We start from the raw sequence: 15,313 nt of genomic DNA on the forward strand, positions 1-15,313 counted from the left end.
CGTCCTACTTTTTCAGCAGCGGGCACTTCGATTCGGAGACCGGTCGGAAGGCGTCCTCGCCTTTGACGGTCTTGACGATATCGAGGTAGTCCCAGGGCTCCTTCGACTCCGACGGCTTCTTGACCCGGGCCAGATACATGTCGCGGATGACGCGGCCGTCCTCGCGCAGCTTGCCGCCGTGTACGAAGGTGTCTTCGATCGGAATTGCGCGCATTGCCGCCATTACCTTGGCGGGATCGTCGGTGCCAGCCGCCTTGATGGCCTTCAGGTAGTGCAGCACGGAGCCGTAGACGCCGGTCTGAATCATGGTCGGCATCACGTTGGTCCGGGCAAAGAACTTCTTCGACCAAGCCCGCGTCTTGTCGTTCATGTTCCAGTACGACGCTGTGGTGAGATAGGTGCCTTGCGCGGCTTCAAGCCCGATGGCGTGAACGTCGGTGTCGAACATCAGCAGGCCAACCAGTTTCTGGCCGCCTTTGCCAAGACCGAATTCACCAGACTGCTTGATCGAATTATCGGTGTCCTGGCCAGCATTGGCGAAGGCCACAACTTCGGCTTTCGAGCTCTGAGCCTGCAGCGCGAAGGAGGAAAAGTCGGCGGTATTGGTTGGGTGGCGCACGCTGCCGAGCACCGTGCCGCCGCCTGCCTTGATGAAGCGCGTGGCGTCCTGTTCGAGCTGGTTGCCGAAGGCATAGTCAGCCGTAATGAAAAACCATGATTTGCCGCCCTCGGCGATCACAGCCGAAGCGGTGACCTTCGACAGCGCATAGGTATCGTAGGTGAACTGTACAGTGTTCGGGCTGCACAGCTCGTCGGTGATCGAGCTGGCACCCGGACCCGACAGTAGCGCAATCCTGTTGCGCTCACGGGCGAGATTGTGAACGGCGATGGCAATCGCCGAGTTCGGAATATCGGCGATGGCATCGACCTTGCCTGCGTCGAACCAGTTGCGCGCGATCTGGACGCCGACATCCGACTTCATCTGGTGGTCGGCGCTGACGATCTCGATCGGCTTGCCGAGAACGGTGGGCCCGAATTCCTCAACCGCCATTTTCGCGGCTTCGACCGAACCGGGACCGCTGTTGTCGCGTCCCCAGCTCGAGAGGTCCGTGAGCACGCCGATGCGGACCACGTCGTCGGAAATCTGTGCGGAAGCGGCGGATGTCCAAAGCGTGAGCACGGCTGCGCACACCAGCAACTGGCGTTTCATATGTCTCTCTCCCCAATGCGGCCTTTTGCCAGGCCTTCATTCGATCGTCGCCAGCGAATTAGTTATTAGCGAAAGAGTTTGTCAATAGCGAATTATGACAGGGCGTGCTTGCGGCAACGCGATAGCGTCTCGCGTGCAGTGCGATGTTCAGCCGACGAGGAATGCAGATAGTTTGGCGCGGCTTGTACCGCTATTGCCGCTTATGACTCGCATTCACCGCGATCGCCGCAGCCGCGGTGCGGTTCTCGACGCCGAGCTTGGCGTAGATCTGCTCCAGGTGCTTGTCCACGGTGCGTGGGCTGAGACCGAGGATCTGCGCGATGTCGCGGTTGCTCTTGCCCTTGCTGAGCCAGGTCAGCACCTCGCCCTCGCGACTGGTGAGGCCGAGCTCCTTGCTGAACTCCGCCGGCACACTGGCGGTGGATTCCTTTGCGAGGCGCAGCAGGAATTCGTTGGGGCCGACCTTGCCCATATATTGCAGCCGCAACTGATCGTTATGAGGAAAGGACGCCGAAGTCCCCGCCTTCGAACCGGATACGCCGCTTTGTGCCTGGCGGAGCCACTGCAGCAAGGGCGGCGGCAATACCAGATCGTCGTCGACGCCAGCGGCGAGATTATCGGCCAGCAGCTTTTGCGCCTGCGGGGTTGCCCACAGAATGCTGCCATCGCCATCGACCGCCAGCAGGAAGCGACCGGAGACGTCGAGCGCCGTGCGCGCGCTCTGGGTCAGCCGCGCATTGGCAAGATGGACGCGGATCCGCGCGATCATTTCCTCGATCACGATCGGCTTGGTCACGTAGTCGACGCCGCCGACTTCAAGGCCGCGCACGATGTGTTCGGTCTCGGCAAGCCCGGTCATGAAGATCACCGGCACGTCGCTGATCCCGGCGTCGCGCTTCAGGCGGCGGCAGGTCTCGAAGCCGTCCATGCCGGGCATCACGGCGTCGAGCAGGATGATGTCCGGGGTAATCTGTTCGACGATGCGCATCGCTGCGGCGCCGTCCATAGCCACCATCACGGTCATGCCGGCGCCGTCCAGCGCGTCGGTGAGGAGCCGCAGGGTCTCCGGGGAATCGTCCACGACGAGCGCGATGTCGCGCTTTTTCGGATCAATGTTCATGGCTGTGCAACGTCTTCAGCGTGGCCATGTACTGGTCGAGATCGAAGCGGTCGACCAGCGAGCGCATCTGCGCCACGAAGTCGGCCTGCTCGGGATGATCGCTGTCGATCTCGTCGAGCTTCAGCTGGATGGCGCGGATGTAGCCCATCTGGCCGAGGCTCATGAGCTCTTCCACATGCCTGACGGCGGGGCGTGGGCCGCTCGGTTTCCAGGGCGCGACCGGAAGCTGGCCGCGCTCGTATTGCCATTCGATTTTCAGGAGTTGTCCGATCAGTTCGAGCAGGCGGGGGATATCGATCGGCTTCATCAGGTAGCCGTCGTGAAATGGCTGCGCCAGCGGCGCACCGTGCGCCTCCAGCGCGCTGGCCGAGACCATCAGGATGCGCGCCTGGTGGTGACCGGTCGCGCGCAGGGTTTCCGCTACAGTCCAGCCGTCCATGCCGGCCATGGAAATGTCGAGCAGGAACAGGTCGGGCCGGCAATGCTGCGCCAGATTGAGGCAGGCGGGGCCGTCAGGCGCACTGAGGAGAATGAAGCCCAGCGGCGTCAGCACTTCGCGCACCAGGTCGCGCTGGGTCGGATCGTCGTCGGTGATCAGGATCGTCTTGCGCGGGCCGTGATAGCCGAAGATCGGCGCATCCACCGGTGCAATCCGGGTCGGGTTGGTGACTTCCGACAGCAGCATCTTGACCCGGAAGGTGCTGCCGGCGCCCACCATGCTGGTTACGCGGATGTCGCCGCCCATCACGCCGGCCAGGAGCTTGCTGATGGTCAGCCCGAGACCGGTGCCGGTGTGCGGTTGCGACACGCCCAGCGCGCCGCGCTCGAACGGCGCAAAGATGCGCTCCAGGTCGTCGGCGCGGATGCCCGGACCGGTGTCGATCACCTCGAACTCGGCGACCGGGCTGCGATAGTGGATGACGAACTGGACGCTGCCGGCTTGCGTGAACTTGATGGCGTTGGACAGGAGATTGATCAGGATCTGGCGCAGGCGCTTCTCATCGGCATAGACCACTAGCGGCAATACGCCCGGCCGCCGGAACACGAAATCGATGCCCTTCGCCGTGGCCTGCAGGCGGAACATGCCGACCAGCTGATCGAGAAAATCGGTGAGGCGGACCTCGTCGCGCGACAGATACAGCCGACCGGCTTCGATCTTGGAGATATCCAGAATGCCGTCGATAAGCCCCGACAGATGGTCGGCGCTGCGCTTGACGACCCGGACCTGGTCGCGCGGCTTGTCCAGCAGGCTGGCGTCCTGCTCCAGCAACTGCGCGTAGCCGCTGATGGCGTTGAGGGGCGAGCGCAGTTCGTGGCTGAGGCCGACGACGTAGCGGCTTTTCGCCAGGTTGGCGGATTCCGCCACTTCCTTGGCGCGCTGCAACTCGGCGTCGGTGCGCTTATGGGCATCGATTTCCTGCATCAGCAATGTGGTCTGGCGCAGCGTCTCGGCCTCGGCGGCGCGGCGGCTCTGTTGCGCCAGCACGAACAGCCAGGCGACCACGCCGATGATGATGGTCAGCGCAAAGAACACTTTCCACAGCACATCGGAGATCTGCAGGTTATCGGCGTGTGCCGACGCCGAAGTCTGCAGGTAGATCAGCGCCAGCGTCAGCGCGACCAGTCCGGCCGACAGGGCGAATACGCCGAGGTAATGGCCGAGCTGCGAGTTGATCCGCGCATAGATCGGCTCCGGCAGCAATTTTCCCAATGCCACCGAGACCTGCGCCTGGATCCGCGCATGTGGCTTGCAGAGGTCATGGCAGCGGGCATCCAGCGAACAGCACAGCGAGCAGATCGGGCCTGCGTAGGCTGGGCAATGCGCCATGTCCTCGGGTTCGAACGAATGCTCGCAGATACAGCAGGGAATCACCGGCAGGTTCTGCCAGGCGCGCTTCGGCTTTCGCGCGATGTAGTATTTGCCGTCTGTGGCCCAGGCGATGACGGGGGCGGTTACCAAAGCCGTGACCAGCGCGACGAACGGCGACAGCGCCTTCGCGGTAGAGCCGAACAGGCCGTAGAAAGCGCTGATCGAGACCACGGTGGCGACCAGCATGGCGCCGACGCCGACCGGGTTGATGTCGTAGAGATGCGCGCGTTTGAATTCCATGTGCTGCGGACGGAGCCGGAGCGGCTTGTTGATCACGAGGTCCGCGACCAGCGCGCCGACCCAGGCGATGGCGACGTTGGAATACAGCGCCAGCGTCTGTTCGAGCGCCTTGTAGACGCCGATCTCCATCAGCAGCAGCGCCACAAGCACGTTGAACACCAGCCAGACCACGCGGCCGGGATGGCTGTGGGTGAGGCGGGAGAAGAAGTTCGACCAGGCGATCGAGCCGGCATAGGCGTTGGTGACGTTGATCTTGATCTGCGACAGGATCACGAAGGTCCCGGTCAGTGCCAGCGCCAGGTCCGGCTGCGACAGCACATAGCGGAAGGCCTGCAGGTACATATGCGCGGGTTCTGCGGCATGTTCGGCGGTGACGCCGTGGCTGAGCGCGAAATAGGCCAGGAACGAACCGGCCAGCAGCTTCAGCGCGCCGACCACGATCCAGCCGGGGCCGGCGCACAGCATCGCCACCCACCACGAAGCCTTGGCGCTGCGGCGCTCGCGCGGCAGGAAGCGCAGGAAATCGACCTGCTCGCCGATCTGGGCGACCAGCGAGAACACCACCGAGGCGGCGGTGCCGAACAGCAGCAGATCGAGATGCCCCGCGGGGTCGCCGTGTTCGCCGGGAAACTTGGTCCATTCGACGAAGGAGTCGCGGCTGCTCCAGGCTATCGCCGCGAAGGGCAGGATATTGAGGATGAACCACAGCGGCTGGGTCCACAGCTGGAAACGGCTGATCAGCGTGATGCCGTAGATCACCACCGGGATGATCACCACTGCGGAAATCAGGTAGCCGATCGGGCGCGGGATGTCGAAGCACATCTCCAACGCGGTCGCCATGATGACGGCCTCGATGGCGAAGAAGATGAACGTGAAGGAGGCGTAGATCAGCGAGGTGATGGTCGAGCCGATATAGCCGAAGCCCGCGCCGCGGGTCAGCAGATCGATGTCGATGCCGCATTTCGCCGCCTGGTACGCGATGGGCAGGCCGCAGCAGAAGATAATCAGGCTGACCACCAGGATCGCTGCGGTGGCATTGGTGACGCCGTAGTTGATGGTGATGGTGCCGCCGATGGCTTCCAGCGCCAGGAATGAGATGGCGCCGAGCGCGGTATTGGCGACCCGGGTCGATGACCAGCGGCGCGCGCTCTTTGCGGTGAACCGCAGCGCGTAATCCTCAAGAGTCTGGTTGGCGACCCATTGATTGTACTGGCGCCTGACGCGGTCGATCCGCTGTCGCCCTGCCACATTCCGCTCCTGACCAGTCACGCTACGCAGTTGCGCCTTGGCAAAAACCTACGTCGCCATTTTGCGGTGCAGTATACGCGTTCTCACGTATCTGTGCATCGCACAACTTCACCCATGCTTGCCTTACCAATAGGCGTCCTCGAAACAGGTGGGGTTGACATGTCAGACGAGAAGAAACCGGGCCTACATTCGCCGTTGCGGCGAAAATTGCTGATGGGCATGGCGGCGCTGCCCGCATTGACGATGCTTCCGCGCCCATCTTTTGCGCAGTCGCCTGCGACTTCGGCGGTCAACACCACCGGCCTGGCGGTGACCGATACGGAAGTCACCGTCGGCATCCTGCATTCCGCGACCGGCACCATGGCGATCTCGGAAACCGGCTCGATCGAGGCCGAGAAGCTGGCCATCGAACAGATCAACGCCATGGGTGGCGTGCTCGGTCGCAAGATCAAGTTCATCCAGGAAGACGGCGCCTCGGACTGGCCGACTTTCGCCGAAAAGGCCAAGAAGCTGCTGGTCAACGACAAGGTCGCCGCCATCATGGGCTGCTGGACCTCGGCGTCGCGCAAGGCCGTGCTGCCGGTCATGGAGCAGTATAACGGCATGCTGTATTACCCGACCTTCTACGAAGGTCTGGAGCAGTCCAAGAACGTGATCTACACCGGCCAGGAAGCCACCCAGCAGATCCTCGCCGGCATCAACTGGATCACCAAGGAGAAGGGCGCCAAGTCGTTCTACTTCATCGGCTCCGATTACATCTGGCCGCGCACCTCGAACAAGATCGCGCGCAAGCACATCGAGAACATGCTCAAGCTCAAGGTCGTGGGCGAAGAGTATTTCCCGCTCGGTCACACCCAGTTCAATTCGGTCATCAACAAGATCAAGCTGACCAAGCCGGACGTGATCTTCACCGACGTGGTCGGCGGCTCCAACGTCGCCTTCTACAAACAGCTCAAGGCCGCCGGCATCGATCTCAACAAGCAGACGCTGCTGACCATCTCGGTCACCGAGGACGAAATCGACGGTATCGGCGGCGAGAACATCGCGGGCGCCTATGCCTGCATGAAGTACTTCCAGTCGCTGAAGAACGACAACAACGCCAAATTCGTCCCGGCCTTCCACAAGATGTGGGGCGAAAAGACCGTGATCGGCGACGTCACCCAGGCTGCGTATCTGGGACCGTGGCTGTGGAAGCTCACCGTCGAGAAGGCCGGCTCCTTCGACATCGACAAGGTCGCAGCGGCGTCGCCCGGCATCGAGTTCAAGGGCGCGCCGGAAGGCTATGTGCGGATCCACGAGAACCATCACCTGTGGTCCAAGACCCGCGTCGGCAAGGCGCGTCTCGATGGCCAGTTCGACGTGGTCTACGAGACCGCCGACCTGGTCGAGCCGGATCCGTTCCCCAAGGGCTACCAGTAAGAGCCTCACTTCTCCCAGACGCGGACGACCTATCCGCGAAAAACGACCCCGCGTCGCTTGCGACGCGGGGACCCTTCCCACGGAGGACGGATCCATGTTCGGCGAGTATTCGATTGGCGATCTCGGCGCCATTTTCGCGATGCAGGGTTTTGCCGGGCTGATCCTGTTCTCGGTCTATGTGCTGATGGCGCTCGGCCTCGCGATCATTTTCGGCCAGATGGGCGTCATCAACATGGCGCACGGCGAATTCATGATCCTCGGTGCCTACGTCACCTGGATGACTTCGAACTTCTTTCAGACGTTTTTGCCGTCGCTGTTCTCCGGCTACTTCTTCGTCGCCATGATCCTGGCCTTCATCGCCTCCGGGGCGCTGGGCATGCTGGTGGAATGGGCGCTGATCCGGCATCTCTACAAGCGCCCGCTGGATACGCTGCTGGCCACCTGGGGCCTCAGCCTGATCCTGCAGCAGGCCTATCGTTCGATCTTCGGGGCTCGCGAAGTCGGCGTCGAACTGCCGCAGTGGATGATGGGCTCGCAGCGCGTGACCGACACCATCGAAGTGCCGATCAATGGCATCTTCGTGATGGGGCTGACGCTGCTGATCACCATGGCGGTCGCCTGGATCATGTACAAGTCGCGCTGGGGCCGCCAGGTCCGCGCTGTCGTGCAGAACCGCGTGATGGCCGGCGCCGTCGGTATCAATACCGAGCGTGTCGACTGCTACACGTTTGGCCTGGGTTGCGGCATTGCCGGCATCGCCGGATCGGCCTTCACCATGATCGGCTCGACCGGGCCGACCTCCGGTCAGCTCTACATCGTCGACACCTTCCTCGTCGTGGTGTTCGGCGGCGCCGCCAGCCTGGTCGGCACCATCGCCTCCGCCTTCACCATCTCGCAGGCGCAATCGACCATGGAATTCTTCATGTCCGGTTCGATGGCCAAGGTGCTGACCCTGCTGGCCGTCGTCGGAATCCTGATGCTGCGCCCGCAGGGCCTGTTTGCTCTCAAGGTCCGCAAGTAACCATAAAGGGCTGAAGCCAATGTCCGACAATGCGCGTCTCGTCAATCGGCCGGAACTTCTCGGCATCCTCGCGCTCGCAGTCCTGCTGGTGGTGATCCTGCCGCTGACGCTCGACGTGTTCCGTCTCAACCTGGTTGCGAAGTACCTCACATATGCGTTCGTGGCGGTCGGGCTGGTGATCTGCTGGGGCTATGGCGGCATTCTCAGCCTCGGCCAGGGCGTGTTCTTCGGCCTCGGCGGCTACTGCATGGCGATGTTTCTCAAGCTTGAAGCGTCCAGCCCGGAAAACACCAAGATCCAGTCGACGCCCGGTATTCCGGATTTCATGGACTGGAATCAGATCACCGAACTGCCGTTCTTCTGGAAGCCGTTCCACAGCCTGACCTTTACCGTGATCGCCATCATCGTGGTGCCGGCATTCTTCGCCTTCGTCATCGGCGCCGCCATGTTCAAGCGCCGCGTCGGCGGCACCTATTTCGCCATCATCACCCAGGCGGTGGCGGCGATCCTCACCATCCTGATCGTCGGCCAGCAGGGCTACACCGGCGGCATCAACGGCATGACCGACCTGCGCACCCTGAAAGGCTGGGACATCCGTCCGGACCACGCTAAGATCGTGCTGTATTTCTTCGAGGTTGCCTGCCTGTTCGGCTGCATCTTCGTCGCCCAGTTCATCCGTCGCTCCAAGCTCGGCCGCATCCTGGTGGCGATGCGCGACAAGGAGGACCGCGTGAGGTTCTCCGGCTACAGCGTCGCCAACTTCAAGATATTCGCCTTCTGCGTCGCTGCAATCTTTGCGGCGATCGGCGGCGCCATGTTCGCGTTGCAGGTCGGCTTCATGTCGCCGTCCTTCGTCGGCATCGTGCCGTCCATCGAGATGGTGATTTACACGGCGGTCGGCGGCCGGCTGTCGATCCTCGGCGCGGTCTACGGCACGCTACTGGTCAACTTCGCCAAGACCAGCTTCTCGGAATCCTTTCCCGAACTCTGGCTGTTCGGGCTCGGCGGCCTGTTCATCGCGGTGGTGCTGGCATTCCCGAACGGGCTTGCCGGGATCTGGAGCGATTACGTGCAGCCGCGCATCGACCGGCTGCTGCGCAGGAAGGATTCGAAGAAGAACGGCTGGACCGATACCTCGGTCGCCGATGGCGCCCCGGCAGAGTGAGGAGACGAACATGCTGATCGGTCACCAGCCCAAGGATTTCCTGCTCGCGGTGGAGGGACTGACTGTGTCATTCGATGGCTTCAAGGCCGTCAACGACCTCTCCTTCTACGTCGAGGAGAACGAGATCCGCGTCATCATCGGGCCCAACGGCGCCGGCAAGACCACGGTGCTCGATCTGATCTGCGGCAAGACCAAGGCCACGTCGGGCGCCATCCATTTTCGTGACAAGGACCTCACGAAGATGAAGGAGAACCAGATCGTCCAGGCCGGTGTCGGCCGTAAATTCCAGACGCCGTCGATTTATGACGATCTCACCGTGTTCGAGAATCTGGAGATTTCCTTCCCGCGCGGCCGCAGCGTGTTCGGCGCGCTGACCTTCAAGCGTGACGCGGTGGTGCGCGACCGGGTCGAGGAAGTCGCCGAGATGATCTTTCTCAAGGATCGCCTCAACATGTCGGCCGAATTGCTCAGCCACGGCCAGAAGCAGTGGCTGGAGATCGGCATGCTGCTGATCCAGGACCCGGACCTCCTGATGCTCGACGAACCGGTCGCCGGCATGAGCGTCAGCGAGCGCATCAAGACCGCCGAATTGCTCAACACAATCATCAAGAACCGGTCGGTTCTGGTGATCGAGCACGATATGAAGTTCGTCGAGGACATCGCCCACAAGGTCACAGTCCTGCACCAGGGCCAGATACTGTCGGAAGGCTCGATGGAGAAGGTCAAGAACGACCCGAAGGTCATCGAAGTTTATCTGGGGCATTGAGGATGATGATGCGGTTTGAACTTGCGACAAGCGCGGTTTCACCTCTCCCCGCTTGCGGGGAGAGGTCGGATCGCGCGCGCACCGCGCGCGATCCGGGTGAGGGGAGTCCGAGAGTCTCTCTGGCTGCCCCTCACCCCAACCCTCTCCCCGCAAGCGGGGAGAGGGAGCTTACGGCGCCGTTGGATACTTTGGAGGCCATCATGCTTGCGATTAACGATCTCCACGTCGCCTACGGCCAGAGCGAGGTGCTGCACGGGCTCAACATCGCTGTGCAGCCCAACGAGATCGTCGCGATCATGGGCCGGAACGGCATGGGCAAGACCACGCTGATGAAGTCGCTGATGGGCATCGTGCCGACCAGAAGCGGTTCGGTAAAGATGGAGGGCGCCGAACTCAGCGGGTTGAAGAGCTATGAGCGGGTCTACAAAGGACTAGCCTACGTGCCGCAGGGCCGCATGATCTTCTCGCATATGACGGTCAAGGAGAATATCGAGACCGGCCTCGTCGCCTCCGGCGAAAAGGACGTGCCGGCCGATCTTTATGAGCTATTTCCGGTGCTGCTGGAAATGAAGGGCCGCCGCGGCGGCAACCTGTCCGGCGGACAGCAACAGCAGCTCGCCATTGCGCGTGCGCTCGCCACCAAGCCGAAGGTGCTGCTGCTCGATGAGCCCACCGAAGGCATCCAGCCGTCGATCATCAAGGAGATGGCGCGGACGCTGAAGCGCATCCGCGACACCAAGGGCCTGTCGATCATCGTGTCCGAACAGGTGCTGAGTTTCGCGCTCGACGTCGCCGACCGCGTGCTGGTGATCGAGAACGGCGAGATCGTCCGCGATGAGGCACGCGAGGGGATCGATGCCGCGCAGATCGCCAAATACCTGTCCGTTTAATTATTCGCCAGCCTATTCGCCAAGCCGTGTAACCGAAGGGGAGCTATCGATGCCAGAGACCATCATCAAGGTCGATTTGACGCAGTCGGCCTATGACAACGACATGATCCACAACCGCTGGCATCCCGACGTGCCCATGGTGGCGTGGGTCAATCCTGGCGATGATTTCATTGTCGAGACCTATGACTGGACCGGCGGCTTCATCAAGAACAACGATTCCGCAGACGACGTGCGCGATATCGATCTGTCGATCGTGCACTTCCTGTCCGGCCCGATCGGCGTCAAGGGCGCTGAGCCGGGCGATCTCCTGGTCGTCGATCTGCTCGATGTCGGTCCGATGAAGGACTCGCAATGGGGCTTCAACGGCTTCTTCTCCAAGCAGAATGGCGGCGGCTTTCTCACCGACCATTTCCCGCTGGCGCAGAAGTCGATCTGGGACTTCAAGGGCATGTTCACGTCGTCCCGGCACATCCCGGGCGTGAACTTTGCAGGGTTAATCCACCCCGGCCTGATCGGCTGTCTGCCAGATCCGAAACTGCTGTCGACTTGGAATACACGCGAACAGGCGCTGATCGACACCAACCCGACCCGCGTTCCAGGCCTCGCCAATCCGCCGTTCGGCCCGACCGCCCATATGGGCCGGCTCAAGGGCGAAGCCCGCGACAAGGCCGCGGCCGAAGGCGCGCGCACCGTACCGCCGCGCGAACACGGCGGCAATTGCGACATCAAGGATCTGTCGCGCGGCTCGAAAGTGTACTTCCCGGTCTATGTACCGGGCGGCGGTCTCTCGATGGGCGATCTGCACTTCTCGCAGGGCGATGGCGAAATCACCTTCTGCGGCGCCATCGAGATGGCGGGCTGGCTGCATATCAAGGTCGAGGTCATCAAGGACGGTGTGGCGAAATACGGCATCAAGAATCCGGTTTTCAAGCCGTCGCCGATGACGCCGAACTACAAGGACTTCCTGATCTTCGAAGGCATCTCGGTCGATGAGGCCGGCAAGCAGCATTACCTCGACGTCCACATCGCCTATCGTCAGGCGTGCCTGAATGCGATCGAGTATCTGAAGAAGTTCGGCTATTCCGGCGCCCAGGCCTATTCGATCCTCGGCACAGCGCCGTGCCAGGGCCACATCTCCGGCGTTGTCGACGTGCCCAATGCCTGCGCCACGCTGTGGCTGCCGACGGAGATCTTCGACTTCGATATCAATCCGTCGTCGCTGGGCCCGATCAAGCACATCGACGGCTCGATCCAGATGCCGCTGTCGCAGGACAAATAAACGACGTCGTTCCGGGCGCGGTCGCATTCGTACGACCGCGTCCCGGAATGACCAGCGAGGAAGAATGAAATGCCGGTCTATGAATATCTCTGCGACGACTGCGGTCCCTTCACCGAGATGCGGCCGATGGCTGAATGCGATGAGCCGCATGACTGCCCGCAATGCGCTGCTACGGCACCGCGGGTGATCCTCACCGCGCCGGCATTTTTCTGCATGCCCTCGGCTCAGCGCAAGGCGCACGCCACCAACGAGCGCAGCTCCCACGCGCCGAAGACCGTCGCCGAATACAAGGCATCGCACGCGCCGGGCTGCGGCTGCTGCTCCGGCAAGAAGCCGTCACGGCTGGTCGCCAAGACCAGAAGCGGCGGCAAGAGCTTCCCGACGGCGCGGCCGTGGATGATCAGCCACTGACCCGAGGCCGCGGCAATCGTTTGCGCGACATCTTCCGCCAGATCGGCTAGATATGGCTTCACGCGCACTGCCTCGTGGGGGCGGTGGCGCGTTGCGACGGCGTTGCGGCAGACCAGAGGCACTCTTGAGGCAGCACAAATTCGGAGCGAGCGGCCCGTCCGTGCCGGTGATCGGGCAGGGCACCTGGTACATCGACCGCGGTGATCGGTCGGAGGCTATTGCTGCGCTGCAGCGTGGCCTCGACCTTGGCATGACCCATATCGACACTGCGGAGATGTATGGCGACGCCGAGCCGGTGGTGGGCGAGGCCATCGCCGGCCGGCGCGACGAGGTGTTCCTGGTCTCCAAGGTGCTGCCGAACAACGCCTCGCGGCAGGGGACCGTCGCCGCCTGCGAACGCTCGCTGAAGCGGCTGCGGACCGACCGGCTGGACTGCTACCTGCTGCACTGGCGCGGCCAGATCCCCCTCGCGGAAACCGTTGCCGGCCTCGAAGACCTCGTTAGCGCTGGCAAGATCCGCAGTTGGGGTGTCAGCAATTTCGACGCCGGCGATCTCCATGCGCTGAGCAAGGTCGCGGCCAAGGGCAGCATCGCCTGCAATCAGGTGCTGTATCACCTGCAGGAACGCGCCATCGAGCACGCGGTCATCCCGTGGTGCGAGCAGCATGGCGTCGCGGTGGTGGCCTATTCGCCATTTGGCCACAACGACTTTCCCTCGCCGCGTTCCGCCGGCGGCAAGATCCTGCAGCGCATCGGTGATGCCCACGGTGCCACGCCGCATCAGGTCGCGCTGGCTTTTCTCACACAGCGGTCATCGTTGTTCGCCATTCCCAAGGCGGCGTCGGCCGCGCATGCGGAGGACAATGCGGCTGCCGGCGCGCTGGAGTTGAGCGCGGCCGAACTTGCTGTCATCGGCGAGGCGTTCCCGCTGGGGCGCGAGCCCGCGAGTCTGCCGATGCTGTAGTGCGATCTGATATGCTGCGCTGCACTTGAGGTAAGATCGTCAGCGTTCGCCCGCTGCGTGCATATCCGAGTCCTGTTATCGTCACTTGTCGCGCGTTCGCGAACGTCGTTTTGTGAGGTGGCATTCGATTCGGCTCCCGTGGTGCGCGGTGAGCTTCATTGCCAGCCACGTGAACGGTTCCCCTAGTGACAAGCCATTTTCCGCCGCCGAAGATCGTCGGAGCTCCCGCACCGCTCCACCGTCATACCGATCGGCCGTTCCGTGGCATCACGATGATCATCGCCTCGACGTTGTTTCTCGCGGCGTCCGATGCGATGGCCAAATATCTTGCACGCAGCCTGCCGGCGCCGGAGGTCACCTGGATCCGCTTCCTGGTGTTCGTGCTGATCATGCTGCCGATCGTTCTGGCGCCATCCGCGGGCAACCCGATGCGTTCGGCCCGGCCGCTGGTGCAGGTGTGGCGCGGGCTGGCGCTGCTGAGTTCGTCGATCTTCTTCATCACCGGGCTGAGCTATCTGCCGATCGCCGAAGCCGCAGCGACGGCCTTCATCGCGCCGGTGTTCGTCACCGGACTATCCATTCTGTTTCTTCGCGAGAAGGTCGGCATGCGGCGCTGGATCGCCACGACGCTCGGCCTCATCGGCGTGCTGGTGGTGGTGCGGCCCGGGACATCGGCCTTCCACCCCGCGGCAGTGTTTCCGATCCTCTCCGCGCTCGGCTGGGCGGCGGCCCTGGTCCTGACCCGCAAGATCACCGGCGTCGATCGGGCGATCACGACCATGGCCTTTTCGGCCGTCACCGGCTTCCTGGTGATCAGCGTCATCGTCCCGTTCTACTGGGTCACGCCGAGCTGGCCGCAGATCCTGCTGGGCGTCGGCATTGGCGTGTCCTCGACCCTGGGCCACTGGATCGTCGTGCTGGCCTTCCGTTATGCCGATGCCTCCGTGCTGGCGCCGTTCTCCTATGTCCAGCTGGTCTGGGTCACGCTGCTCGGCTTCGTCGTGTTCGGCGAAGTGCCTGATGTCTGGACCTTCGTGGGAGCGGCGATCATCATCTCCAGCGGCGTCTATACCGCGCATCGCGAGCGCCTGCGCCGGTTGCGGCCGGCGCTGCCGGCCGAGCCCTATCCGAGCGCATGACCCGCATCGTCCTCCGCGGCGATGCTGTTCACACCGGCAGCGCGATGGAATATTTCACCTGGCTGAGAGCGAAGCTGGATCTCGATCGAGGCGATGCCGTCGAGCCGGGTCAGTTTTGTTTTCAGGAAGGTCTCATAGGATGACAGGTCGGCGGCGACCACGCGCAACAGGTAGTCGCGGTTGCCGGTCATCAGGTAGCATTCCAGCACTTCCTCCCAGCCGGAGATCGCTTTCGCAAAGCGCTCGAGGTCTTCCTCCTTCTGCCTGACAAGCTTGATGGAAATGAACACGCTGACATGCAGGCCGAGCGACTTCTGGTCGACCAGCGCCATGTAGCGGGCGATGACGCCGCGCTCCTCCAGCAGCTTGACCCGGCGATGGCACGGCGACACCGACAGCCCGACCCGTTCGGCGAGCTCCTGCATGGTGATGCGGCTGTCGGTCTGCAGCACGCCGAGAATTTTGCGGTCGATGGCGTCGAGGTGCGACATTGGGATGAATCCACGGAATTGACGATCAGGCAGCTATTTTATCCCAATAATGCGGCCTTTGTCGCGATGATTTGAGAAGT

The 15,313-nt window shown here is 62.6% G+C and carries 12 protein-coding genes and 1 pseudogene; 9 read left to right on the forward strand and 4 right to left on the reverse strand.

The features are described 5' to 3' along the window. Window positions 1-4: 4 nt before the first annotated feature. From ONR75_RS11705 to ONR75_RS11715, 3 genes are all read right to left on the reverse strand, one after another. The gene (locus ONR75_RS11705) at window positions 5-1,210 is read right to left on the reverse strand and encodes an ABC transporter substrate-binding protein (RefSeq protein WP_265082734.1); all 1,206 of its coding nucleotides are present in this window, start codon (window positions 1,208-1,210) and stop codon (window positions 5-7) included. 190 nt (window positions 1,211-1,400) lie between these two features. Beyond that, entirely contained in the window at window positions 1,401-2,330 is a 930-nt protein-coding gene (locus tag ONR75_RS11710; protein ID WP_265082735.1) for a response regulator, read from the reverse strand. Beyond that, window positions 2,320-5,688, reverse strand: a complete 3,369-nt coding sequence (locus tag ONR75_RS11715) for an ATP-binding protein (RefSeq protein WP_265082736.1) — start codon at window positions 5,686-5,688, stop codon at window positions 2,320-2,322. The genes ONR75_RS11710 and ONR75_RS11715 overlap by 11 nt, the downstream gene beginning before the upstream one ends. A gap of 159 nt (window positions 5,689-5,847) precedes the next feature. Here ONR75_RS11715 and urtA point away from each other — a divergent pair, with 159 nt between their 5' ends. The 9 genes from urtA to ONR75_RS11760 all read left to right on the forward strand — a co-directional run bounded on the left by urtA (window position 5,848) and on the right by ONR75_RS11760 (window position 14,742). After that, window positions 5,848-7,107, forward strand: a complete 1,260-nt coding sequence (urtA, locus tag ONR75_RS11720) for an urea ABC transporter substrate-binding protein (RefSeq protein ID WP_265082737.1) — start codon at window positions 5,848-5,850, stop codon at window positions 7,105-7,107. Window positions 7,108-7,201: 94 nt separating this feature from the next. Next, window positions 7,202-8,128, forward strand: coding sequence for an urea ABC transporter permease subunit UrtB (gene urtB / locus ONR75_RS11725; protein ID WP_265082738.1), 927 nt, complete (start codon window positions 7,202-7,204; stop codon window positions 8,126-8,128). Between the two features lie 19 nt (window positions 8,129-8,147). Continuing rightward, window positions 8,148-9,293, forward strand: coding sequence for an urea ABC transporter permease subunit UrtC (urtC, locus tag ONR75_RS11730; RefSeq protein WP_265082739.1), 1,146 nt, complete (start codon window positions 8,148-8,150; stop codon window positions 9,291-9,293). Between the two features lie 10 nt (window positions 9,294-9,303). Then, window positions 9,304-10,059 (forward strand): urea ABC transporter ATP-binding protein UrtD, encoded by a 756-nt coding sequence (gene urtD, locus ONR75_RS11735; RefSeq protein ID WP_265082740.1) that lies wholly within the window; start codon window positions 9,304-9,306, stop codon window positions 10,057-10,059. A 200-nt stretch (window positions 10,060-10,259) separates the two neighbouring features. After that, a complete protein-coding gene (urtE, locus tag ONR75_RS11740) occupies window positions 10,260-10,949 on the forward strand; it encodes an urea ABC transporter ATP-binding subunit UrtE (RefSeq protein ID WP_265082741.1) in 690 nt (229 codons plus the stop codon). Window positions 10,950-10,998: 49 nt separating this feature from the next. Continuing rightward, complete coding sequence (gene fmdA, locus ONR75_RS11745; protein WP_265082742.1) at window positions 10,999-12,228, forward strand: formamidase; 1,230 nt, start codon at window positions 10,999-11,001, stop codon at window positions 12,226-12,228. 69 nt (window positions 12,229-12,297) lie between these two features. After that, window positions 12,298-12,639, forward strand: coding sequence for an FmdB family zinc ribbon protein (locus ONR75_RS11750; RefSeq protein ID WP_265082743.1), 342 nt, complete (start codon window positions 12,298-12,300; stop codon window positions 12,637-12,639). A gap of 124 nt (window positions 12,640-12,763) precedes the next feature. Continuing rightward, window positions 12,764-13,603 carry an aldo/keto reductase gene (locus ONR75_RS11755; RefSeq protein ID WP_265082744.1) on the forward strand — a complete coding sequence of 280 codons (840 nt, stop codon included), beginning with the start codon at window positions 12,764-12,766 and terminating at the stop codon, window positions 13,601-13,603. 185 nt (window positions 13,604-13,788) lie between these two features. Beyond that, window positions 13,789-14,742 (forward strand): DMT family transporter, encoded by a 954-nt coding sequence (locus ONR75_RS11760; protein WP_413776461.1) that lies wholly within the window; start codon window positions 13,789-13,791, stop codon window positions 14,740-14,742. A 28-nt stretch (window positions 14,743-14,770) separates the two neighbouring features. Here ONR75_RS11760 and ONR75_RS11765 read toward each other — a convergent pair. After that, a pseudogene (locus tag ONR75_RS11765) lies at window positions 14,771-15,233 on the reverse strand (Lrp/AsnC family transcriptional regulator). Between the last annotated feature and the right edge of the window lie 80 nt (window positions 15,234-15,313).

The sequence above is a fragment of the Rhodopseudomonas sp. P2A-2r genome, from assembly GCF_026015985.1.
GTDB lineage: Bacteria > Pseudomonadota > Alphaproteobacteria > Rhizobiales > Xanthobacteraceae > Tardiphaga.

Excerpts from the sequence above, each read along its gene's own strand:
- ONR75_RS11710 (WP_265082735.1), bottom strand. The coding sequence starts at position 2,330 with ATGAACATTGATCCGAAAAAGCGCGACATCGCGCTCGTCGTGGACGAT.
- urtE (WP_265082741.1), top strand. The coding sequence starts at position 10,260 with ATGCTTGCGATTAACGATCTCCACGTCGCCTACGGCCAGAGCGAGGTG.
- ONR75_RS11705 (WP_265082734.1), bottom strand. The coding sequence starts at position 1,210 with ATGAAACGCCAGTTGCTGGTGTGCGCAGCCGTGCTCACGCTTTGGACA.
- urtA (WP_265082737.1), top strand. The coding sequence starts at position 5,848 with ATGTCAGACGAGAAGAAACCGGGCCTACATTCGCCGTTGCGGCGAAAA.
- urtC (WP_265082739.1), top strand. The coding sequence starts at position 8,148 with ATGTCCGACAATGCGCGTCTCGTCAATCGGCCGGAACTTCTCGGCATC.
- fmdA (WP_265082742.1), top strand. The coding sequence starts at position 10,999 with ATGCCAGAGACCATCATCAAGGTCGATTTGACGCAGTCGGCCTATGAC.
- urtB (WP_265082738.1), top strand. The coding sequence starts at position 7,202 with ATGTTCGGCGAGTATTCGATTGGCGATCTCGGCGCCATTTTCGCGATG.
- urtD (WP_265082740.1), top strand. The coding sequence starts at position 9,304 with ATGCTGATCGGTCACCAGCCCAAGGATTTCCTGCTCGCGGTGGAGGGA.
- ONR75_RS11750 (WP_265082743.1), top strand. The coding sequence starts at position 12,298 with ATGCCGGTCTATGAATATCTCTGCGACGACTGCGGTCCCTTCACCGAG.